At 60.0% G+C, this 21773-nt stretch carries 26 protein-coding genes and 1 riboswitch; of the genes, 21 read left to right on the top strand and 5 right to left on the bottom strand.

Translation table 11 applies throughout. From position 1 onward, the window contains the following. Positions 1 to 192: 192 nt before the first annotated feature. From AB1E42_RS11400 to AB1E42_RS11365, 8 genes are all read left to right on the top strand, one after another. On the top strand, positions 193 to 678 hold the full coding sequence (locus AB1E42_RS11400; protein ID WP_368346419.1) for an OmpA family protein: 486 nt from the start codon (positions 193 to 195) through the stop codon (positions 676 to 678). A gap of 11 nt (positions 679 to 689) precedes the next feature. After that, positions 690 to 1007 carry a hypothetical protein gene (locus AB1E42_RS11395; RefSeq protein WP_368344365.1) on the top strand — a complete coding sequence of 106 codons (318 nt, stop codon included), beginning with the start codon at positions 690 to 692 and terminating at the stop codon, positions 1005 to 1007. A gap of 174 nt (positions 1008 to 1181) precedes the next feature. Continuing rightward, entirely contained in the window at positions 1182 to 2222 is a 1041-nt protein-coding gene (locus tag AB1E42_RS11390; RefSeq protein WP_368344364.1) for a PhoH family protein, read from the top strand. After that, entirely contained in the window at positions 2219 to 2719 is a 501-nt protein-coding gene (gene ybeY, locus AB1E42_RS11385) for an rRNA maturation RNase YbeY (RefSeq protein ID WP_368344363.1), read from the top strand. The genes AB1E42_RS11390 and ybeY overlap by 4 nt, the downstream gene beginning before the upstream one ends. A 49-nt stretch (positions 2720 to 2768) precedes the next feature. Beyond that, the gene (locus AB1E42_RS11380; RefSeq protein ID WP_368344362.1) at positions 2769 to 3662 is read left to right on the top strand and encodes a transporter associated domain-containing protein; all 894 of its coding nucleotides are present in this window, start codon (positions 2769 to 2771) and stop codon (positions 3660 to 3662) included. Then, positions 3643 to 5199, top strand: a complete 1557-nt coding sequence (gene lnt / locus AB1E42_RS11375; RefSeq protein ID WP_368344361.1) for an apolipoprotein N-acyltransferase — start codon at positions 3643 to 3645, stop codon at positions 5197 to 5199. The genes AB1E42_RS11380 and lnt overlap by 20 nt, the downstream gene beginning before the upstream one ends. A gap of 14 nt (positions 5200 to 5213) precedes the next feature. After that, a riboswitch (SAM-SAH riboswitch) is annotated at positions 5214 to 5261 on the top strand. A gap of 6 nt (positions 5262 to 5267) precedes the next feature. Next, positions 5268 to 6446: a methionine adenosyltransferase gene (gene metK / locus AB1E42_RS11370; protein ID WP_368344360.1), complete on the top strand. Its 1179-nt coding sequence runs from the start codon at positions 5268 to 5270 to the stop codon at positions 6444 to 6446. Between the two features lie 10 nt (positions 6447 to 6456). Further along, on the top strand, positions 6457 to 6783 hold the full coding sequence (locus tag AB1E42_RS11365) for a hypothetical protein (RefSeq protein ID WP_368344359.1): 327 nt from the start codon (positions 6457 to 6459) through the stop codon (positions 6781 to 6783). A gap of 40 nt (positions 6784 to 6823) precedes the next feature. On the opposite strand, the gene AB1E42_RS11360 is transcribed toward AB1E42_RS11365, so the two are convergent. Continuing rightward, positions 6824 to 7237: a DoxX family protein gene (locus AB1E42_RS11360; protein WP_368344358.1), complete on the bottom strand. Its 414-nt coding sequence runs from the start codon at positions 7235 to 7237 to the stop codon at positions 6824 to 6826. A 178-nt stretch (positions 7238 to 7415) separates the two neighbouring features. On the opposite strand from AB1E42_RS11360, the gene trmB reads away from it, so the two are divergent. The 12 genes from trmB to AB1E42_RS11300 all read left to right on the top strand — a co-directional run bounded on the left by trmB (position 7416) and on the right by AB1E42_RS11300 (position 17433). Beyond that, positions 7416 to 8135 (top strand): tRNA (guanosine(46)-N7)-methyltransferase TrmB, encoded by a 720-nt coding sequence (gene trmB / locus AB1E42_RS11355; RefSeq protein ID WP_368344357.1) that lies wholly within the window; start codon positions 7416 to 7418, stop codon positions 8133 to 8135. 77 nt (positions 8136 to 8212) lie between these two features. Beyond that, positions 8213 to 9565: a 3-phosphoshikimate 1-carboxyvinyltransferase gene (aroA, locus tag AB1E42_RS11350; protein WP_368344356.1), complete on the top strand. Its 1353-nt coding sequence runs from the start codon at positions 8213 to 8215 to the stop codon at positions 9563 to 9565. Between the two features lie 17 nt (positions 9566 to 9582). Continuing rightward, on the top strand, positions 9583 to 10059 hold the full coding sequence (locus AB1E42_RS11345) for a hypothetical protein (protein ID WP_368344355.1): 477 nt from the start codon (positions 9583 to 9585) through the stop codon (positions 10057 to 10059). Then, the gene (gene cmk / locus AB1E42_RS11340; protein WP_368344354.1) at positions 10056 to 10676 is read left to right on the top strand and encodes a (d)CMP kinase; all 621 of its coding nucleotides are present in this window, start codon (positions 10056 to 10058) and stop codon (positions 10674 to 10676) included. The genes AB1E42_RS11345 and cmk overlap by 4 nt, the downstream gene beginning before the upstream one ends. Positions 10677 to 10912: 236 nt before the next feature. Further along, positions 10913 to 12574: a 30S ribosomal protein S1 gene (rpsA, locus tag AB1E42_RS11335; protein WP_368346418.1), complete on the top strand. Its 1662-nt coding sequence runs from the start codon at positions 10913 to 10915 to the stop codon at positions 12572 to 12574. A 275-nt stretch (positions 12575 to 12849) separates the two neighbouring features. Beyond that, on the top strand, positions 12850 to 13131 hold the full coding sequence (gene ihfB / locus AB1E42_RS11330; protein WP_368344353.1) for an integration host factor subunit beta: 282 nt from the start codon (positions 12850 to 12852) through the stop codon (positions 13129 to 13131). A gap of 21 nt (positions 13132 to 13152) precedes the next feature. Then, on the top strand, positions 13153 to 13503 hold the full coding sequence (locus AB1E42_RS11325) for a lipopolysaccharide assembly protein LapA domain-containing protein (RefSeq protein ID WP_368344352.1): 351 nt from the start codon (positions 13153 to 13155) through the stop codon (positions 13501 to 13503). Positions 13504 to 13506: 3 nt separating this feature from the next. Beyond that, entirely contained in the window at positions 13507 to 14163 is a 657-nt protein-coding gene (locus tag AB1E42_RS11320; RefSeq protein ID WP_368344351.1) for a phosphoribosylanthranilate isomerase, read from the top strand. Positions 14164 to 14385: 222 nt separating this feature from the next. Then, on the top strand, positions 14386 to 15606 hold the full coding sequence (gene trpB / locus AB1E42_RS11315; RefSeq protein WP_368344350.1) for a tryptophan synthase subunit beta: 1221 nt from the start codon (positions 14386 to 14388) through the stop codon (positions 15604 to 15606). Positions 15607 to 15797: 191 nt separating this feature from the next. Continuing rightward, positions 15798 to 16283: a hypothetical protein gene (locus AB1E42_RS11310; RefSeq protein WP_368344349.1), complete on the top strand. Its 486-nt coding sequence runs from the start codon at positions 15798 to 15800 to the stop codon at positions 16281 to 16283. Positions 16284 to 16350: 67 nt separating this feature from the next. Further along, the gene (locus AB1E42_RS11305) at positions 16351 to 16905 is read left to right on the top strand and encodes a hypothetical protein (RefSeq protein WP_368344348.1); all 555 of its coding nucleotides are present in this window, start codon (positions 16351 to 16353) and stop codon (positions 16903 to 16905) included. Positions 16906 to 16923: 18 nt separating this feature from the next. Next, positions 16924 to 17433, top strand: coding sequence for a helix-turn-helix transcriptional regulator (locus AB1E42_RS11300; RefSeq protein WP_368344347.1), 510 nt, complete (start codon positions 16924 to 16926; stop codon positions 17431 to 17433). On the opposite strand, the gene AB1E42_RS11295 is transcribed toward AB1E42_RS11300, so the two are convergent. The 3 genes from AB1E42_RS11295 to AB1E42_RS11285 all read right to left on the bottom strand — a co-directional run bounded on the left by AB1E42_RS11295 (position 17430) and on the right by AB1E42_RS11285 (position 19249). After that, on the bottom strand, positions 17430 to 17738 hold the full coding sequence (locus AB1E42_RS11295) for a DUF2237 family protein (protein ID WP_368346417.1): 309 nt from the start codon (positions 17736 to 17738) through the stop codon (positions 17430 to 17432). The genes AB1E42_RS11300 and AB1E42_RS11295 overlap by 4 nt on opposite strands. A 74-nt stretch (positions 17739 to 17812) precedes the next feature. Further along, positions 17813 to 18514, bottom strand: a complete 702-nt coding sequence (gene pth / locus AB1E42_RS11290) for an aminoacyl-tRNA hydrolase (RefSeq protein ID WP_368344346.1) — start codon at positions 18512 to 18514, stop codon at positions 17813 to 17815. A 102-nt stretch (positions 18515 to 18616) separates the two neighbouring features. Next, positions 18617 to 19249 carry a 50S ribosomal protein L25/general stress protein Ctc gene (locus AB1E42_RS11285; RefSeq protein ID WP_368344345.1) on the bottom strand — a complete coding sequence of 211 codons (633 nt, stop codon included), beginning with the start codon at positions 19247 to 19249 and terminating at the stop codon, positions 18617 to 18619. Positions 19250 to 19406: 157 nt separating this feature from the next. Here AB1E42_RS11285 and AB1E42_RS11280 point away from each other — a divergent pair, with 157 nt between their 5' ends. Further along, a complete protein-coding gene (locus AB1E42_RS11280; protein WP_368344344.1) occupies positions 19407 to 20567 on the top strand; it encodes an MFS transporter in 1161 nt (386 codons plus the stop codon). Here AB1E42_RS11280 and AB1E42_RS11275 read toward each other — a convergent pair. Continuing rightward, on the bottom strand, positions 20548 to 21711 hold the full coding sequence (locus AB1E42_RS11275) for an L-lactate dehydrogenase (protein WP_368344343.1): 1164 nt from the start codon (positions 21709 to 21711) through the stop codon (positions 20548 to 20550). The two genes, AB1E42_RS11280 and AB1E42_RS11275, sit on opposite strands and share 20 nt — an antisense overlap. Between the last annotated feature and the right edge of the window lie 62 nt (positions 21712 to 21773).

The raw sequence follows: 21773 nt of genomic DNA, 5'->3' as shown, positions 1-21773 counted from the left end.
CGCGCTATGTGCCGGTAAACGCGACTGAATTATGCTTTTTTTGAGGCAAAATAATGGTAACAATCAGAAGGGGTAATGCAGTGGAGTCGGCTCCGTCTCAGGTATAATGGCGCGAACCGGATTCTGTTAGGAGGTTCTGAAATGAGACGAGGGGCAATGCTTGCGCCGTTTTTGGGGGCGGCAGCGGCAATAATGATGACAGCAGGCGCGGCTGCGGCTGACGAGATTTACGAACCGACGATCTGGATCGACCCTGATGGATGTGAGCATTGGGTTATGGATGACGGGGCCGAGGGCTTCATGTCTCCGCACCGCAACCGCGACGGATCGCCCGTTTGCCATCGCAGCGAGATCTGCGGCGTGGTGCCGACGGACCAACTTTTCGCCACGGACCGATACGCGATTAACCGCGCTGGCCGTGATCGTCTCACCCAGTTCTTCAAGGATGCGGAGGCGTATGGCTTCCTGATCTATGGCCATACGGACAGCCGTGCCTCGGATGAATATAACATGCGTCTTTCAGACAACCGCGCCAATGCAGTGGCGGAGGTGGCGCTGGCCGCCGGTGGTAAGGTTGTTGAGGTGAAGGGCTTTGGCGAGCGTATGCCGCGGGCCACGAACAGCACCGCCGAAGGGATGCAGCAGAATCGCCGCGTCGAAATCTATTGCCTGCGCTGAGGAGAATAACCATGAAAACGATCAAGATTTTGGGTCTTCTCGGTGTTGTCACGGTGCTATCTGCCTGTGAAATGGACAACGCGCTGGAAGGCATTGGCACGGACAAAACCACGGACCGTGGCATCAACGCGCACCACCTTTCGACCTTGGTGGCAGGCATTTGGGTTGATCCGAACGGGTGTGACCACTGGATCATCGACGATGGCTTTGAGGGCTATCTGAGTGAGCGCCTGACACCGGACGGCCGCCCTGTCTGCTCTGGCGTTGCCGCGCCGACCACGGCGACCGGCCCATTCAAAGACGGATCACCGATCCCCGACACGCTCTGAGTCGCGCGGCTGCGCGCCGCTGCTTTGAAACAGGCGCCCCTTTGGGGGCGCCTGTTGTGTTTTTGGCGCGATTTCGCCGTTACGGACACCTGTCTGTTACAATTGCATGCTCCCCCTTGCGCAGGGGCGATCTTCTTGCCACCATCACAATATATAGTCGTAAAGGAGTCGTGCTTGGCTACCAGTGTCCTGCCCCCGCGGAGTTCTGACATCAACGAAACCACGCTCGAGTTTCCCGATAATTTCTTGTTGATTGATCTGTGTGGTGAGCACGACAGCAATCTGGCCAAGCTGGAGGACAAACTCGGGCTTCAGATTCTGCGGCGCGGTAATCATCTGGCGCTGATCGGAGAAGCGGATGCCTGCGCCACTGCGCGGGATGTGTTGAACGCCCTCTACACGCGGCTGGAGGCTGGGCGCGCGATCGAGCCTTCCGATCTGGATCGCGAATTGCGGATGGGCAGTTCCGAAACCGGCAGTGCGCCGGAAGCGGGCGATCAGATGGAGATGTTCAAGGGCGGGCCGGTCGAGATCAAGACGCGGCGGAAGCTTGTTGAGCCGCGCACCGATGCGCAGAAGGCTTATGTGCTGAACCTCTTTGAAAACGAGCTGTCATTTGGGATCGGCCCTGCGGGTACGGGCAAGACCTATCTGGCGGTCGCGGTTGGCGTATCGATGTTTATTGCCGGAAAGGTTGACCGGATTATCCTGTCCCGTCCTGCGGTGGAGGCGGGTGAAAAGCTCGGCTATCTGCCAGGCGATATGAAAGACAAGGTCGATCCCTATATGCAGCCGCTTTATGATGCGCTGAACGATTTCCTGCCCGGCAAGCAGACGGCCAAGCTGATCGAAGAAAAGCGGATCGAGATTGCGCCGCTGGCGTTTATGCGCGGGCGGACGCTGGCGAATGCCTTCGTCGTGTTGGATGAGGCACAGAACGCAACGACGATGCAGATGAAGATGTTCCTCACCCGTTTGGGTGAAGGTTCGCGCATGGTGATCACCGGCGACCGCAGCCAGGTGGACCTGCCGCGGGGCGTGCAGTCGGGTCTGCGGGACGCCGAGCGGCTCTTGCAGAATATTCCAAAGATTAGCTTCAATTATTTCACCTCCAAGGATGTGGTGCGCCATCCGTTGGTCGCGGCGATCATCGATGCTTATGACCGTGACAGCGAAAGAGCCGAAGCTGCCAAAGGGCAGGCCGCGCGGGAATGAGCGTTTTCGTCACCATCGAGGACGAGCGGTGGGAAGCGGTTGATCTGGAGGCGCTTGCCGAGCGGGCCTGCGCCGCCGCGCTGGAGCACCTTTCGCTTGATCCGGAGGAGTGCGAGATCAGCCTGCTGGGGTGCGATGATGAGCGCATTGCCCTTTTGAATGCTGACTTTCGGCAAAAGGACAAGGCCACAAACGTGCTGTCTTGGCCATCGGCCGAGCGGGGTGCGGCGGAGGATGGGGCGATGCCTGAAGCGCCGGAGCCGGACACATTTGGTGAATGCGAGTTGGGCGACGTTGCAATATCCTATGAGACTTGCGCGCGGGAGGCTGCCGAGGCGGGCAAATCGCTGCCAGATCATGCCACCCATTTACTGGTTCATGGCACGCTGCATTTGCTGGGTTTTGACCATGAGCGTGACCAAGACGCCACCCTCATGGAAGGAATGGAAACGGAGATACTTGGCAAAATGGGTATTGCCGACCCATATAGAGATTAGGAAAACCGGGATAGGCCGCTTTTTGGCATCCCAATGCAGGTAGGAGACGATGGGCGACTCGATAGACGGGCCTTCTAGCGCAGCGCATAGCGCGCAAGATGAAGACACTGAAGGGCAGAGTAAGGGCTTTCTGGGCCGCATATTTGATGCACTAAGCCCATCAGAAGCAGCGGCGAACGGATATGATCTGACGCCAGTTCCTGACACCGCGAATACCTCCACGACACCGGGCATGCTGAACTTGCGCCGCATGCGGGTGGAGGATGTGGCGATCCCGAAAGCGGATATCGTGGCGGTTCCGGTGACGATTTCGAAGGATGATCTGGTGGGTGTGTTCCGTGAAAGCGGGCTCACGCGCTTGCCTGTGTTCGACGGAACGCTGGACACGCCGATCGGGTTCGTGAACCTGAAGGATTTTGCCCTCAAGCACGGGTTCAACGGCGGCTCGGAGCTGGCGCTGCGGGAAATCGTGCGCCGGTTGCTGTATGTGCCGCCGTCGATGCCGATTGGTGTGCTGCTGCAAAAGATGCAGGCCGAGCGGATCCACATGGCGTTGGTGATCGATGAATATGGCGGCACTGACGGGCTGGTGACGATCGAAGATCTGATCGAGCAAGTTGTCGGCGAGATCGAGGACGAACACGACATCGAGGAAGAGGATACTTTCATCGAGGAAACCGCTGGCGTTTGGCTGGCCTTGGCGAAAACTCCGCTTGAGGAATTCGAAGCGGAGGTGGGTGTTGACCTTACCGCGCATGAGGAAGTCGATGACGAAGAGGTGGATACGCTGGGGGGGCTTGTTTTCATGCTGTCGGGCCATGTGCCGGCGCGGGGCGAGGTGATCCAGCACCCTGATGGGGCCGAATTCGAAGTCGTCGATGCCGATCCGCGCCGGATCAAGCGGCTGCGGGTGCGGTTGCCGCATGCGGTTGCGCGCAGCTGACGTGAGGGGGCAGGTCCAGCGGATGCTTGCGGCGATTCGGCCGCGCCTGCCGCTGGTTTTACTGGGAGCGATTGCCGCACTTGGGCTTGAGCCGTTTGGTTTGGCGCCGGTGACCGTATTGGCCTTGGGCATTGGCCTGTGGCGGTGCATGCGGGCGGCAAACGTGCGGGCGGTGATGGTTGATGGCGCGGCATTGGCGTCTGGTTACTTTACCGTTGCGATGCATTGGATCGTGTTCCCGTTTCTTGTGGCGCCATTGGCAACCGGCTGGATGGCGCCGTTTGCACTCGTGTTGATGGTGGCGGGGCTGGCGCTGTTTTGGGCGGTTCCGCTCGGGCTTGCGTGGCGCTTGGGGCGCGGTCTGGCGGGGCGACTGGTTTGGGCGGCGCTGTTGCTCACGGTGGCGGATTTGCTGCGGGCGCATGTGCTGACGGGGTTTCCTTGGGCGGTGGTTGGACAGGTTTGGGCCGGATGGGGCTTGGGGCAGGCGGCAGCGCTTGTTGGTATGCATGGCCTGACGCTCGTTACCTTGTTGGCCGTGGCGCTGGCTGTCGGTTTGGGGCAACGTAAAGGCTGGCTTTTGGGCATTGGTGTGAGCGCCGTGTTGTTATTGGCGGGCGAGGGCGCTGGGCGTTGGTATATGGCGCGGCCGCTGGCGGATGCAGGGCCGGTCGTGCGCCTGGTGCAGCCGAATGTACCCCAGTCCGAGAAATGGAACCCTGAACGCGGGCGTGAGTTTCTTGACCGTTTGCTGATGCTGACGCGCAGCCCGCTTGGTGCGGAAGGTGATCCGGAGGTTGTGATCTGGCCGGAAACGGCGGTGCAGCCGCTCTTGGGCAATTCCGTCAACACCCGCACCGCGATTGCCCGCGCGGCAGGGGGCAGGCCAGCGCTGTTGGGGATGAACCGGCGGGAAGGGGCGCGATTCTTTAACGCGATGGTGCTGCTGGACAGCGCGGGCGCGGTCAGCGCGGTCTATGATAAGTCCCATCTGGTGCCGTTTGGCGAATACCTGCCTTTGGGCGAGTGGCTCAAAGCCTTTGGCCTGCACGGATTGGCGGCGAGCGAAGGGGGTGGCTACACCGCCGGGCCGGCGGGCGGCAGCCTTGAGGTGCCGGTGCTCGGACGGGTGCGGCCGTTGATTTGCTACGAGGGTATTTTCCCCGAAGAGATTGGCGCTTCCAACCTGCGGGCGATGGTGCTGATCACCAATGATGCGTGGTTTGGCCCCTCGGCAGGGCCACGGCAACATCTTGCGCAAGCACGGCTGCGGGCGATCGAGCAAGGGGTTCCGATGATTCGCGTTGCCAATACCGGCGTGACGGCGATGATTGATCCTTATGGCCGGATCGTTGGCGAGATCGGCATGGGGCAACAGGGGGTGATCGATGTCGCGGTTCCGGCGGCGCTTGGTTGGGTGCCGCCTTATGCCCGATTGGGTGATTGGCTGGTTCTGGCCCTGATTACTGTGGGAATTATACTGATCCTCGCGGCAAACGCGCGGAAAATGATTGACCAGCGCCGCGAGGCACCCTAGCTGGAGTTTTCAATCACCCGTCACAACGGCTTCCTGGCGTGGCGGTGTTACTGAATGGAGCGTTTCCCATGACAAGACCCGATTACACTTTCACCTCCGAGTCAGTCTCGGAAGGGCATCCCGATAAGGTCTGCGACCGGATTTCGGATGCGGTTCTGGATGCGTTCTTGGCCGAAGAGCCGACAGCGCGTGTGGCCTGCGAAACCTTTGCGACGACGAACCGTGTGGTGATCGGCGGCGAGGTGGGACTATCGGATCAGGCGACGCTGAGCCGGTATATGGAGGCGATCCCAGATATCGCCCGCGCCTGTATCAAGGATATCGGCTACGAGCAGGACAAGTTCCACCACGAGACGGTGGAAATCACCAACCTCTTGCACGAGCAGTCCGCGCATATCGCGCAGGGTGTGACGGGCGAGCGTGGGGACGAAGGCGCTGGCGATCAGGGGATCATGTTCGGCTACGCGACGGACGAGACGCCTGACCTGATGCCTGCGCCCATCCAGTACAGCCATGCGATCCTGCGGCGGCTGGCTGAGGTGCGGAAATCCGGTGCGGAGCCAACGCTGGGGCCGGATGCGAAATCGCAGCTTTCGGTGCGTTACGAGAATGGCAAGCCGGTGGGCGTGACGTCTATCGTGTTGTCGACGCAGCATCTGGATGAAAACATGACCAGCGATGATGTGCGCGCGGTGGTGGAGCCATACATCCGTGAAACCCTGCCGGAAGGCTGGATCAGCGCTGGAACAAAATGGTGGGTGAACCCGACCGGCAAGTTTGTGATCGGCGGGCCGGATGGGGATGCGGGCCTGACGGGGCGCAAGATCATCGTGGATACCTATGGCGGCGCGGCCCCGCATGGTGGCGGTGCGTTCTCGGGCAAAGACCCGACAAAGGTGGACCGCTCGGCCGCTTATGCGGCGCGGTATCTCGCGAAGAACGTGGTTGCTGCGGGAATGGCAGAGCGCTGCACGATCCAGCTGTCCTATGCAATTGGCGTGGCGCGGCCGTTGTCGATCTATGCTGATACGCATGGCACCGGCGAAGTGGCGCCCGAGGTGATCGAGCGGGCGGTTGCGCAGGTGATGGACCTGACGCCGCGCGGCATTCGCACCCATCTGGACCTGAACCGCCCGATCTACCAGCGCACGGCCGCCTACGGGCATTTTGGCCGCGCACCGGAAGCCGATGGCGGCTTCAGCTGGGAGCGCACCGATCTGGTGGATGCGCTGAAGGCGGCGGTCTGAGGGGCGCACCATGCCACATGCAGAGCTGAAATATTCGGCTGATCTCGCGCTTGATGCCGGCGCTGTTTTGCGTGGTGTCGAGGCGGTCATCGCGCGTCATGATGCGGGCGCGGGTGTGTGTAAGGGCCGTGCCTACCCGGCGGCGGTCTTTCATCACACTCATTGCCTGCTGACTGTATCGGTGTTGCCGAAAGCGCATCGTGACAAAGCGTGGAGCGATGCCCTTCTTGCGCTGTTGGAGGTGGAACTGACTGCGCATTTGCCGGTGCGGTGCTATGTGTCCATCGCGGTTGAGTTCACCGACGAGCGCTATGTGACCACGGAATACGCCCCGTAGCGGGCGAACCGCCCCCGGTTTGGATCGGGGGCGGGGAAGATCAGGCAGCGGCGGCGCGGTTATCGAGTGATATGCGCCCTGCGCCCAGTGCGACGACCATCAGCATACCCCCTGCGATGGAGACGTTCTTCATGAAGTTGATCATTTCACCTTGAGCGGCCATGCCCTCCATCCCGAAGGACGGGACGAGGTGGAACAGGATGCCGGAGATAAGGCTGAAACCGGCCAGAAGGAACGCAACAATGCGGGTCTGCCATCCGATAAGCAGAGCGATGCCGCCGCCGAGTTCTGTCAGGATCACGAGGGGAAGAAGCGCGCCGGGAACGCCCATCATTTCCATATATTGAGCGGTGCCGGAGTAGCCGGTGATCTTTTGCGCGCCAGCCATAATGAAAATGAACGCGAGCAGAAGCCGACCTGCGGGCGCGGCGAGGGATGTGAAGGACTGAGTCATTCGGTTTGCCTTTCGTTTAGAACCTGACGCTGACTTAGGTGGGTTCTTCGAGCGGTTGAATTCGGCAAATTTAGCGGCCTTCTGTGCGAAAACGCACATGGTGCCAGCCCAATGGTGCCAATTGCGCGCTGGCGTTGACCCCATTGATCCGTTTGCTTTGCCGCGCTAAGGGCCGCGCATGAATGAGAAGAAAACACACCCCACCGGCGCACCTTGGCGCAATTTCTACGGTCGTTTGAAGGGCAAGGGCCTGCGGAAATCGCAGGAAGCCTATCTGGATGAGGACCTCGCCGCGTTGTCACCCGGAGCTGTGGGGTGGGACGTGAACCCTGATCGTTTGCCGCTTGATCTGGCGACCCGTTTTCCCGAAGCCAAGGAGATCTGGCTGGAAATCGGCTTTGGCGGCGGTGAGCATCTGGTGCATATGGCGGCCAACAATCCGCAGGTCGCGATCATCGGCTGTGAGCCTTACATCAACGGCGTTGCCATGCTGCTTGGCAAGATCCGCGATGCGGGTGTGACCAATCTGGCTGTGCATCCCGGCGATGCACGAGATTTGTTTGATGTGTTGCCGGAGGGGGCAATCTCGAAGGCTTTCCTCAACTACCCTGACCCGTGGCCGAAGAAGAAACACCATCGGCGCCGGTTTGTGACGCAAGAGCATTTGCAGCCGCTTCACCGCGTGATGAAAGCGGGTGCGGAGTTCCGCGTGGCGACCGATATCGAAGATTATGTGCGCCAAACGATGCAGGAAGTGCCGAAGGCAGGCTTCATCTGGACGGCAGAATGCGCGGATGACTGGCGGGAGCCTTGGGGAGACTGGCTTTCCACCCGCTATGAGCAAAAGGCGCTGCGCGAGGGGCGCGTGCCGCATTACATGACATTTCTGCGTGGGTGATGCTTCCGGCGTTCTGGTGATGGACGCTGCTTTGATGCTGGTTTATGAGGGCGCTAACAGCAGCTGACGAGGCCCAAATGTCTGGACATGGCACCCCGATCCCGATGACTTCCCGCAAGGTGACTGCGCTCAAGGGCGTGGCCAATGTTCCGGGAGATAAATCAATCTCGCATCGGTCACTGATCTTGGGCGCGATGAGCGTTGGCGAGACGCGGATCACCGGCCTTTTGGAAGGCGAGGATGTTCTGGATACGGCGAAGGCGATGCGGGCTTTCGGGGCCGAAGTGACGGATCATGGCGGTGGCGAATGGTCTGTTTATGGTGTCGGCGTTGGCGGGTTTGCCGAACCTGAGCAGGTGATTGATTGCGGTAATTCCGGCACGGGCGTGCGTTTGATCATGGGGGCGATGGCGACAACGGCGATTACCGCCACGTTCACCGGCGATGCGTCGCTCAACGGGCGGCCGATGGGGCGGGTGACGAACCCGCTGGCGGAATTTGGGGCGCAGGCTTACGGGCGCGAAGGCGGCCGGCTGCCGATGACAATCGTGGGCGCGCGGGAGCCGATGCCGGTGCGCTATGTGGTGCCGGTGCCTTCGGCGCAGGTGAAATCAGCTGTGCTGCTCGCCGGCCTGAACGCGCCAGGCAAGACTGTCGTGATCGAGAAGGAAGCGACGCGCGACCATACCGAACGGATGCTGCAAGGCTTTGGTGCGGAGCTGACGGTGGAAGAAACCGACGAGGGTCGCGTGATCACGCTGACCGGCCAGCCGGAGTTACAGCCACAAACCATCGTTGTGCCGCGCGATCCTTCCTCGGCGGCTTTCCCTGTTTGCGCCGCGATCCTGACGGAAGGATCGGATGTGCTGGTGCCAAATATCGGGCTGAACCCAACGCGCGCGGGGCTATTTACAACGCTGAAGGAAATGGGCGCGGACCTGACCTATGAGAACCTGCGCGAAGAGGGTGGTGAGCCGGTGGCGGATTTGCGGGCGAAATTCTCGCCCGACCTCAAGGGCATCGAAGTGCCACCTGCGCGGGCGGCCAGCATGATCGACGAATATCCGGTGCTGTCTGTTGTTGCATCGTTCGCTGAAGGCGCGACCGTGATGCGTGGGGTTAAAGAGCTGCGCGTCAAGGAGAGCGACCGGATCGACGCGATGGCGAAGGGCCTGCGGGCCGCTGGCGTTGAGGTTGAAGAGGGTGAGGATTGGTGGATCGTGCACGGGCGCGGCCATGGCAATGTGACCGGCGGCGTGACGGTGGAGAGCCGCCTTGATCACCGGATCGCGATGTCCTTCATGGTAATGGGCATGGCGACCGAGAAGCCGATGACGGTCGATGATGGTGGCCCGATTGCCACCTCGTTCCCGATCTTTGAGCCGTTGATGGCAGGGCTTGGCGCGGCGATTACCCGTTCGCACCAGTGAAGCGGAGCGCCCTTTGGTTGAGCGGCGGGGCGGCTTTGGTCGCCTATGCTGCGTTGATCGGGGTGGCGCAGGTTCTCTTGGTGCCGGAAACGGGGGGGCTATTGCCCTTTGATCTGCGCATTGGCGGCTATGACGCGGTGCAGGCGCAGATATTCATCGACGCCATAAGCGCAGAAGGGCGTGCAGCTTATCTCGGGCCGGTGCGTCTGCTTGATACGGTGTTTCCGGTGGTGTTTGGCGCCTTTTTGAGCCTGCTTTGCCGTGTGGCTTTGCCGAAGGCGGGGTGGCCCGTCGCAGCCAGTTTGCCGATTTTGTATGTGGTCTTCGACCTGTGGGAAAATGCGCGCGTCGGAGCGATGATAGCGCAGAATGATGCGGCGCTTGCTGCGGGAGCGTCCGCGTTGACGCAAGCAAAGTTTATCGTGCTAGCCGTTGTCGCGCTTGTGCTCGGTGCGGTTTGGCTATGGCGGCGCGTGAAGGAGGGAAGTTCGTGAGTTTTACAGTGGCAATCGACGGCCCAGCGGCGGCTGGCAAGGGAACCATTAGCAAGGCGGTGGCGCAGCGCTTTGGCTTTGCGCATCTGGATACCGGATTGCTCTATCGTGCGGTGGGTGCGCGGGTGGCCGAGGGCGAGGAGCCTGTCGCGGCAGCGCAATCGCTTAATACCAAAGACCTCGCGCGACAGGATTTGCGCACACAGGCTGTGGCGGATGCGGCCAGCAATGTGGCAACTAATCAGCAGGTGCGAGAGGCTTTGGTGGAATTTCAAAGAGACTTCGCGGCTAAGGAGGGCGGCGCGGTTCTGGACGGGCGCGACATTGGCACGGTGATTTGCCCTGATGCGGATGTGAAGCTCTTTGTCACGGCGCGTGCCGAAGTGCGGGCTAAGCGGCGGTGGGAAGAGCTGTGCTCTGCCGGAGGGGACGCTGATTATGATACCGTTCTTGCCGAGGTGAAGGCGCGTGATACCCGTGACGAGGGGCGCAAGGATGCGCCAATGCGGCGGGCGGATGATGCGGTGCTCTTGGATACATCCGATCTGACTATTGAGGAGGCGATTGCCCGTGCGGTCGCCGCGATTGAACAAGCCAGAGGGCAGGGCGCTGGCTGAACGGTGATTTGCAGGCAAAAACCCCTTGTTTGCGGAGGGTAATTCCCCTATACGCGCGCCTGTTGAAGCGGCGGCACAGCCGCGAGCGGAGATGTGGAGCAGGGTCGGAAGCGTCCGGCCCTCTTTGTTTTCCGTTCAGCCGAGACCAATTGAAACCCAAAGACCCGCGGAGACAACCGCGCGGCCCGAATAGCAAAACGTAAAGGAACTGAATACGAATGTGCGCTAAAGCAACCATGGAGGAGTTCGAAGCCCTCCTTAACGAAAGCTTCGAAATTGACACGCCGGAAGAAGGTTCGGTTGTCAAAGGCAAAGTCATCGCAGTTGAAGCTGGCTACGCCATCATCGACGTCGGCTATAAGATGGAAGGCCGCGTTGAACTCAAAGAATTCGCAAATCCCGGTGAAGCACCCGACATCAGCGTTGGCGACGAGGTAGAAGTCTTCCTCCGTGCGGCTGAAAACGCCCGCGGCGAAGCCGTGATTTCCCGTGAGATGGCCCGCCGCGAAGAGGCATGGGACCGTCTTGAAAAAGCCTATGCTGACGAAGAGCGCGTTGAAGGCGCGATCTTTGGCCGCGTTAAGGGTGGCTTCACTGTTGATCTTGGCGGCGCTGTTGCGTTCCTTCCGGGCTCGCAGGTTGACGTACGCCCCGTACGCGACGCTGGTCCGCTGATGGGTCTCAAGCAGCCGTTCCAGATCCTCAAGATGGACCGTCGCCGTGGCAACATCGTGGTATCGCGCCGTGCGATCCTCGAAGAGTCCCGCGCAGAACAGCGCGCCGAAGTTATCGGCAACCTTTCCGAAGGTCAGGCTGTGGACGGTGTTGTCAAGAACATCACCGAATACGGTGCGTTCGTTGATCTCGGCGGTGTTGACGGCCTGCTGCACGTCACCGACATGGCATGGCGCCGTGTGAACCACCCGTCCGAGATCCTCTCCATCGGCGAGACGATTAAGGTGCAGGTCATCAAGATCAACAAAGACACCCACCGCATCAGCCTCGGCATGAAGCAGCTGCAGGACGATCCGTGGGATTCCGTCGAGAGCAAGTACCCGCTGGAAAGCGTGCACAATGGCCGCGTGACCAACATCACCGACTACGGTGCATTCGTCGAGCTGGAAGCTGGCGTCGAAGGTCTGGTCCACGTCTCCGAGATGTCCTGGACCAAGAAGAACGTCCATCCGGGCAAGATCGTATCCACCTCGCAAGAGGTTGAGGTCATGGTTCTCGAGATCGACAGCGCGAAGCGTCGTGTTTCGCTCGGTCTCAAGCAGACCATGCGCAACCCGTGGGAAGTCTTTGCGGAGTCGCATCCGGAAGGTACCGAGGTCGAAGGCGAAGTCAAGAACATCACCGAGTTCGGTCTGTTCATTGGCCTGCCGGGCGACATCGACGGCATGGTTCACCTCTCCGACCTGAGCTGGGACGAGCGTGGCGAAGACGCCATCCAGAACTACCGCAAGGGCGACATGGTCAAGGCGAAGGTTTCGGAAGTGGACGTCGAGAAAGAGCGTATCTCGCTCTCGATCAAAGCCATGGACGGCGACCCGTTTGCTGATGCCGTTGGCGGCGTGAAGCGCGGCTCGATCATCACCGTGAACGTCACCGCGATCGAAGATGGCGGCATCGAAGTGGAATATGAAGGTATGAAGTCCTTCATTCGCCGCTCCGACCTCAGCCGTGACCGTGCCGAGCAGCGCCCTGAGCGCTTCGGCGTTGGCGACAAGGTAGACGTTCGCGTCACCAACGTCGACAGCAAGTCGCGCAAGCTGGGCCTCTCGATCAAGGCACGCGAGATCGCAGAAGAGAAAGAAGCTGTTGAGCAGTACGGTTCGTCCGACTCCGGCGCTTCGCTCGGCGACATCCTCGGTGCTGCGCTGAAGGGCGACGAGTAATCGAATATCTGCCACTCAGGCAGCGAACAACATCGACCCCGCCGACAGGTTCGGCGGGGTCTTTTTATTGCGAATCGGCCTCGCCAAAAGCGGGGTTGGAATGGGTCGAACGGAAAAAAGTCAGGATAAGTGACAAAAAATCTGCGAGTTTAGTCCCATTAAAGCTGGAAATGGCGCTCAACGAGGGACGCGCCTATTTCCCGAAAGAAATAAGCTGCTTATAGTCGTCCGAAGAATGCCGAAAGGGCTCGTGCCGATAGATAGCGGGGGGACGCATGATCAGGTCAGAACTGATCCAAAAGATTGCGGAGGAAAATCCGCATTTATATCAGCGTGACGTCGAAAAGATCGTGAACACGATCTTTGACGAAATCACGAATGCTATGTCTGGGGGATCACGTGTGGAATTGCGTGGATTCGGGGCATTTTCCGTGAAGAAACGCGACAGTCGCATGGGGCGCAATCCGCGCACTGGCGAGGCTGTTCCGGTCGAGGAGAAACATGTTCCTTTCTTTAAGACCGGAAAGCTGCTGCGTGACCGCCTGAACGGTGACTGACGCCGAGATAACGAGGCATTGATGAAAACGATCCGATACGGGTTCTGGGCTATTGTTGGCTTGGTCCTGATTGTTCTGGGTTTGGCCAATCGGGATATGGTGACACTGCGGGCGATGCCGGAGGCGCTGGCGAAATGGTTCGGGATTTCCCCCGACATTTCGCTGCCGTTGTTTGTCGTCATCTTCCTTGGTGTTGCGATTGGGCTGTTGATCGGTTTCTTGTGGGAATGGCTGCGGGAGCACCGCTTGCGGGCTGACGGACGTGCGAAGGCGCGTGAAGCCGCTGACCTGCGCCGCGAGGTTGACAGGCTGCGCGGTGAAAAGCATGCGGGCAAGGACGAAGTGCTGGCGCTGCTGGAGAGCTCTAACTAGGCGATGACGGATCATGTGCGCGTCAAAATCTGCGGGCTGACGACGCCTGCGCAAGTCGCGGCTGCCGCCGAGGCGGGGGCGGCCTATGTCGGTTTTGTATTTTTCCCGAAATCACCACGCGCCGTGACACCAGCGCAGGCGGCGGAGCTGGCGCTTGCCGCGCCGCTCGGGGTGGCGAAGGTGGCGCTGGTGGTCAACGCGACAGACGCGGAGCTGGATGAAATCACGGAAACCGTACCACTCGATATTTTGCAACTTCACGGCGCGGAAAGCCCTGAGCGGGTCGCGGAAATTCGTGCGCGTTATGGGCTGCCTGTGATGAAAGCTATCGGCATCGCTGACGAAAGCGATGTGGCGGCGATAGAGGCTTATTCGGACGTAGCCGACCAATTGTTGATCGACGCGAAACCGCCAAAGAATGCTGACTTGCCGGGGGGCAACGGGCTTTCCTTCGACTGGCGGCTGGTGAAGCGAAAATACTGGCGCCGCCCGTGGATGCTGGCGGGGGGATTGACGCCGGAGAATGTGGCGGAAGCCATCGCGATGACTGGCGCGCGGCAGGTGGATGTGTCCTCCGGTGTGGAAGCTGCACCTGGGCAGAAAGATCCAGCCCTGATGAAGCGGTTCCTAGTAGCTGCGCGCGGTACTGACCCAAGCTGAGGTTTGCTGCCGCGTTTGGGGCGATTGGTCCGTTTTGCCGCCGAACATTTCGCTGACAAGGGAGCGGGTAAATCTGCGGTAGAGGCGTTGTTGGGAACTTGTGGGTCAACGCTCTGACTGCGGGCAGAAATGCCCTTGAAAACGCGCCTTTCGGCAACATCCATCCTTTACCCAGCAAGTGCATGGCGCTAGTTGATTGGGAAACGGATAGGAGAGGTGGCCATGCCCGAAGATCTCGTCAACAGCTTCATGACTGGACCGGATGAAAACGGCCGGTTCGGCGATTTTGGAGGCCGCTTTGTTTCTGAAACATTGATGCCGCTGATCCTCGAGCTTGAAGCGGAATATGAAAACGCCAAGACGGATGAAACTTTCTGGGCGGAAATGAACGATCTATGGACCCATTATGTGGGCCGTCCGTCGCCTCTCTATTTTGCGGAGCGCCTGACCGAGCATTTGGGTGGGGCAAAGATCTATCTGAAGCGCGATGAGTTGAACCACACCGGCGCGCACAAGATCAACAACGTGTTGGGCCAGATCATTCTTGCCCGCCGCATGGGTAAGACGCGGATCATCGCTGAAACCGGCGCGGGGCAGCACGGTGTGGCAACAGCCACGGTTTGCGCCAAGTTCGGGCTTAAATGCGTGGTTTATATGGGCGCGCATGACGTTGAGCGGCAGGCGCCGAACGTGTTCCGCATGCGGCTGCTGGGCGCTGAGGTCGTGCCTGTCACCAGTGGGCGCGGCACGCTCAAGGATGCGATGAACGATGCGCTGCGCGATTGGGTGACGAACGTGCGCGATACGTTCTACTGCATTGGTACGGTTGCCGGACCGCACCCTTACCCAGCGATGGTGCGCGATTTCCAGTCGATCATCGGCAAGGAAGCCAAAGAGCAGATGCTTGCCGCTGAAGGGCGTCTTCCGGATACGATCATCGCCGCGATTGGCGGCGGATCGAATGCGATGGGCCTGTTCTTCCCCTTCCTTGATGACAAGGACGTGCGGATTATCGGCGTAGAGGCTGGCGGCAAGGGTGTGAATGCGAAGATGGAGCATTGTGCGTCACTGACGGGCGGTCGTCCGGGGGTGCTGCATGGCAACCGGACCTATCTGCTTCAGGATGACGACGGGCAGATCCTTGAAGGCTTCTCGATCTCTGCTGGGCTAGATTATCCCGGGATCGGGCCGGAGCATGCTTGGCTGCATGACATCGGGCGGGCGGAATATGTCTCGATCACCGATAAGGAAGCGCTCGAAGCCTTCCAGCTCAGCTGTGAGCAGGAGGGGATTATCCCCGCGCTGGAGCCAAGCCATGCGCTGGCCCATGTGATGAAAATCGCGCCTGAGCTGCCGAAGGACCACATCATCTGCATGAATATGTGCGGGCGTGGCGATAAGGACATCTTTACGGTCGCGAAGCATTTGGGCTTCGATATGTAAGCTGAAACAAGGCTTTACGTTGGAAAGGCGCTCCGTTGGGGCGCCTTTTTCGTTATAAACTGGGGTTTATGGGCCTATTTCAGGGGTTTACGCGGGGCAAACTGTACCCTCAGTTTATAGGCAGGTCGGTCGGGATGTGGAACGCTCCTTCCACCGGCGGCGTTTGCAGGCCGCGTTTACAGGAGTTGAAAATGAAAAATCTGCTTTTTACCACAACCGCGATTATTGGCCTCGCCGCGACATCCGCATTCGCGGATTTACATACGCAGCCGATTAGTGGGCTGGATGTCGACTCGATCAAGGAAGCGTTTTCGGGTGCGACGAAGATCGAGGTCAAGCGCGGCCCGACCCAGACCAAAATTGAAGTGATCTATTCTGATGGGCGCAAGGTCGAGGTGGTTTACGACAATACGAGCCTATCTGCGGTGAAATACGAAGAGTATACCGGCGTGATGTCCGAAGGGACGTCGTTCGAGTTCGAAGATGAAAGCGACGATGATGATCATGATGATGATCATGACGACGATGATGATGATGACCATGACAATAGCGGTCGTGGCAGTCATGATGACGATGATGACCATGACGACGATGACGACGATGACGAAGATGATGACGACGATGACGACGATGAAGATGATGATGACGATGATGACGAAGATGACGACGACGATTAAGGTCGTGTCTTAGATCGAAGAAACAGACCCCCGCGCCTTTGGTTGCGGGGGTTGCGGATTGGGATAAATGAAGTCGAAACTCCGAAATAGCGTCGCCGGTCTTTTGCTTGCCGTCTGTCTGCCCGCGATGGCGGCGGCTGATCAGGTGCGCGATGCAATCATTCAGCAATTGGCCGAGCAGGGATATGAGCGTGTCGAGGTTTCTAAGACATGGCTCGGGCGGTATCGGTTCATAGCTTATGGCGGGGACCGGGTCCGTGAAATCGTCTTTAATCCGGCAACGGGTGAGATTTTGCGGGATTATCTGCGCATGTTGGGCGACGATGATGACCGGAGCGCCGGGGTGCTCGGGCAGTTGTTGGACTTGGACGATGACGATGACGACCGGGACCGGGATCGCGACAGAAACGGCGCATCGGATGATGATGACGATGATGATGATAAGACGAGCAACTCGGGCTCTGGTAGCGACGGTGACGACGATGACGAGCGCGATGACGATGACAGCGATAATAGCGGCTCATCTAAAGATCATGACGACGAAGATGATGAAGACGACGAAGACGATGAAGACGACGAAAAAGACGAGGACGACGACGAAGACGACGAGGAAGATGACTAAATTAGTGCAGGCAGGTTAATGAGGAATTACTGGATCGTTGCGATCCTATCGGTTCAAATAGTGTGTGCGATATTCTTCGTGCTGAACATTCTGTGGTCGATCTTGGGCTTCGCGCCGATCAGCTGGCAGATCAGTGAGTTTATCGAGCTGGGCGCGGCAGTGGGGCTGATGCTGGGGGTTGTCTCCGGCGCTATGATGTTGCGGTGGTCGATGCGGCGCTATCGGGACGTTCAGAACCGGCTGCGCGTGGCCTCGGGCGCGTTTCTTGATCTCATTGAGGACCGTTTTACCGATTGGGGGTTAACACCTGCCGAACGCGACGTTGCGATGTTCGTTCTCAAAGGGTTCAGCACTGCCGAGATTGCGGGATTTCGCGGCAAATCGGAGGGCACCGTGAAAGCCCAGACAAATGCTATCTACCGCAAGGCGGGTGTGACAGGGCGGGGTCAGCTTATGAGCCTTTTCGTCGAAGATCTGTTGGGCGAGCCATTGGCACCACAAGCAATGGCCGAGGCGGCAGCCGACTAGCGCAGGGCGTAGCGCTGGAGCACTTCCATCGGGACAATTTCGAGCGCGCGGCGGTGGGTTGCCTGAAGCCGCACGCGAGGCGCGCAACCATCTTCATGTGCTTGCAGGAAGCGGCCCGCGCAGAGGCACCAGCGATCGCCCGGTTTCAGGCCGGGGAAACCGAATTCGGGCCGTGGCGTGGAGAGGTCGTTGCCAACATATTTCGAGAAGGCGAGGAACTCGGCGGTCATGATTGCGCAGACGGTGTGGCTGCCGTGATCCTCGGCGCAGGTATCACACGCGCCGTTGCGGAAGAAGCCGGTCATGGGATCGGTGGAGCAGCTATCCAGCGTGGTTCCAAGGACGTTCACGGATGTTGCGATTTCTGGCACGGGGACACCTATCGGAATTTATCAGCGAGCTTTTGCAGCGGAGAGCGCTTGTCCTCCTCCTGTGGGGACGGGGCAGCAGGCGCGGCGGCGGGGCGTGGTGTAGGCGTGGCGTCGCTTTTGGCGGTTGTGGAGGAACGGGCAGGGGCCACACGGCGCGCGACGGCGTTCAGAAACGCGGGCGTATCATCGGCGGCGAGAGAGGCGATGCCGTCGCTGATGCCGCGCAGGAGGTCATCGAGCCAGCCTTCGATCTCCGCTTTTGGGAAATCGTGCAGAACGTAGGGGGAGACAAGTTCCTTCCGCCCCGGATGCCCGATGCCAAGGCGCAAGCGGTGGTACTCCGCACCGATATGCGCGTGGATTGACCGCAAGCCGTTGTGACCGGCATGGCCGCCGCCTGTTTTGACGCGGCATTTACCGGGGGCGAGGTCCAGCTCATCGTGAAAGACGGTGACGTCCTGCGATTCCAGCTTGTGAAACCGCATGGCTTCCCCGACCGATTGGCCGGAAAGGTTCATAAAGGTTTCGGGCTTCAGAAGCAGCACCTTTTCGGAGCCAAGACGCCCTTCGCTGATCTGGCCGTTGAACTTGTTGCGCCAAGGCGCAAAACCGTGATCATCGGCGATGCGATCAACGGCCATGAAGCCGATGTTATGGCGGTTGCGGGCGTATTTCCCGCCAGGATTTCCGAGGCCGACAAAAAGTTTCATGCGGTTAATCTAGCGGCGGAAGGCGGGGCGGACCAGTAGGCCGGAAAAAGAAAACGGGGCGCGAGGCGCCCCGTTCTGATCTTTTGCTGAAGGTGCGGAAGATTACTCTTCTGCGGCCTCTTCTGCAGCCTCGTCGCCGTCCTCTTCGTTCTCAGCGGAACGCAGGCCCGACGGAGCGGAGATGTTGGCGATCACGAAGTCACGATCGATGGTCGGCTTGGCGCCAGCCGGCAGATCGACATCGCTGATGTGGATTACGTCGCCGACTTCTTTGCCCGTCAGATCGACAACGATCTGCTCGGGGATGTCGCCAGCAATAACGCTCAGCTCGACTTCCGGACGAACGACGGTCAGAACGCCGCCCTTCTTGATGCCGGGTGCGGCTTTTTCGTTTTCGAACTCGACATGCACGAAGATGTTCACACGGCTGGTACGCTTCAGGCGCATCAGGTCGATGTGGGTCGGCAGGTCTTTGACCACGTCACGCTGCACACCACGGCAGATCACGCGCACGTCTTCCTGACCTTCAACCTTGAGGTTGAAGAGTGTCGACATGAAGCGGCCAGCCTTGAGGCGCTTGAGCAGGGCATTGAAGGGGATATTGATTGCGAGCGGATCGGAACCGCCGCCATATACGATGCCAGGTACGTCGCCGTTGCGGCGAGATTGACGAGCGGCCCCCTTGCCTGTCCCCGTCCGTACCGTGGCGTGAAGATCAGGGATCTCACGAGCCATGGGTATTTCTCCAAAATTGAGGGGCCGTCCTCCAAGGGTGTACGGCCCAGTGAAGCCGCGCGTATAGGGCGGTTTGGCCTGTTTGAAAAGGGTAAAAAGCGGCCCTGCTTGCGGATAGAGGCTTGCCAGATTGCGATCCTGCGGTCAAATGGGCGACATGTCTATTGTTAGCGCTCTCAACCTCTCGCGCCGGACCTCAGCGGCGTTCTTTCTTCTCGGATCGTTCTGGGGGGGATTCGCGGCACTTGTCCCAGTGATCAAGGCGGGGCTGGGGGTCGATGACGGGGTCTTTGGCCTGTTGCTTCTTGGTTCTGCGGTGGGACTTGTTTCGGCGATGTGGTTGGCGCCGCGTGCGGACCGTGTCCTTGGCGCGCGGGGTATGCAGGTCGCAGCGTTGGGAATGGCGGTGATGTGGCAGGGGATGGGGCTGGTGAGCCTGCCGTGGATGTTTGCCGGACTGATGGTATTTCTGGGGATGTTTTCGGGCTTGCTGGACGTGATCATGAATTCGCGGGTGAGCGAATTGGAAGCGCGGACGGGACGGTCGCTGATGAACGTCAATCACGCGATGTTTTCTCTGGGATATGCGCTTTCGGCGATTGCGACAGGGATCGCGCGGGAGGTGGGTATGGGGCCGTCGGAGGTCTTTGGTGCCTTGGCGCTATTGACGGTCGCTGTCGTTATGTTCTTGCGGGTTCCGGCAGCGATGGTGAGTGCGGAGGAAGGCTATTCTGGTGGCTATCCACTGGTGACAGTCCTCTTGTGCGGGGCGATCGTATTCGTTGCGTTTGCCTCTGAAGCGACGGTGGAATCGTGGTCGGCGCTGCATGTGGAGCGGACGCTGGGCGGCGGCGCGGCGCAAGGGGCGCTGGGGCCGGCGATGTTGGGACTGACGATGGCCTTTGGCCGCTTCTCGGGGCAGGCTGTGGCGGAGCGGTTCCACGAGTTGCCGGTGATCATCTGGGCGTCGCTGATTTCGGGCACGGGGGCGGTGATTGCCGCGCTCGCGCCAAGCCCGCTGATCGCCTATGTGGGCTTTGGCACGATGGGGCTGGGGGTCTCGGTCGTGGGGCCGATGGCACTAGCGCTGGTGGGCAAGCTGGTGCCGCCGCATCTGCGGACCGAAGCCATCAGCAAGGGCGCGGTCATGGGCTTTGCGGGGTTCTTTTTCGCGCCGGTCTTCATGGGGCTGATGAGCGAGATGTTCGGGCTGCGCGCAGCCTTTGCCGGTGTCGGGGTGTTCCTGTGTTTCTCGGTGCCGCTGGCGCTGGTGCTCCAGCGGCGCGGGCCGTCGGCGGTCAGGTCCAGCGGGTTGTAAAATCCTGCGGCAGCAGGAGGTTATCGCGCGACAGGTTGTGGATGTCCCGCTCGCCGCAGAGGGCCATCGTGGTGTCGAGTTCCTTGTGGATCACTTCGAGCGCTTTGGTGACGCCTGCCTCCCCCATCGCGCCGAGGCCGTAGATATAGGCACGACCGATCATCGTGCCGTGCGCGCCGAGGGCGAGCGCTTTGAGCACGTCCTGACCAGTGCGGATGCCGCTGTCGAGCCAGATCTCGGTCTGGCCGCCGACCGCTTTGACGATGGACGGCAGGATGCGGATGGAGGACAGCGCGCCGTCAAGCTGGCGGCCGCCGTGGTTGGAGACGACGATCGCGTCGCAGCCGATTTCCACTGCTTTGCGGGCATCTTCGGCATCGAGAACGCCTTTGAGGATGACCTTGCCGCCCCATTTCTCTTTCAGCTTGGCGATCATCGACCAGTCGAGCTTTGGCTCGAACTGCTCGGCGGTCCAACTGGAGAGAGAACGCAGATCGCTGACGCCTTTGGCGTGGCCGGCGATGTTGCGGAAGGTATGGCGGCGGGTGCCGAGCATGCCCAAGCCCCAGCGCCAGCGGATCGCCAGATCAGCGATAACACGCGGCGTCATGCGGGGCGGGGCGGTGAGCTGGTTCTTGATGTCTTTATGGCGCTGGCCGAGCACCTGAAGATCGAGCGTGATGACGAGGGCGGAGACGCCTGCGTTCTTGGCGCGGGCGATGATGTTATCGACGAATTCCTCGTCCTTGATGACGTAAAGCTGGAACCAGAACGGCTCTTTCGTGTGTTCGCGGACGTCTTCGATGGAGCAGATCGACATGGTGGAAAGCGTGTAGGGGACGCCGAATTTCTCGGCGGCGCGGGCGGCTTTGATCTCGCCATCGGCGCATTGCATTCCGGTGAAGCCGACGGGCGCGAGGGCCACTGGCATGGCGACATCCTGACCGGCCATCGTGCTGCGCGTGGTGCGGTTTGACATGTCCACCGCGACCCTTTGGCGGAGGCGGATTTCGGCAAAATCGGAGGTGTTGTCGCGGAAGGTTTGCTCGGTCCAACTGCCCGATTCGCAGTAGTCGAAAAACATCTTGGGAGCGCGGCGGCGGTGGATCTTCTTGAGGTCGTCGATGGTCGTGATGACGGGCATGGCCGCGCTCCGAAAGGTTAAAATTGGTTAAAATCCCTTACCAATTTATGACCCCACCGGCA

Source organism: Pelagovum sp. HNIBRBA483 (genome assembly GCF_040931995.1).
Taxonomy (GTDB): domain Bacteria; phylum Pseudomonadota; class Alphaproteobacteria; order Rhodobacterales; family Rhodobacteraceae; genus JAEPMR01.
Note: the sequence above shows the minus strand (reverse complement) of the source record. Positions and strands in the feature narration are given on the sequence as shown.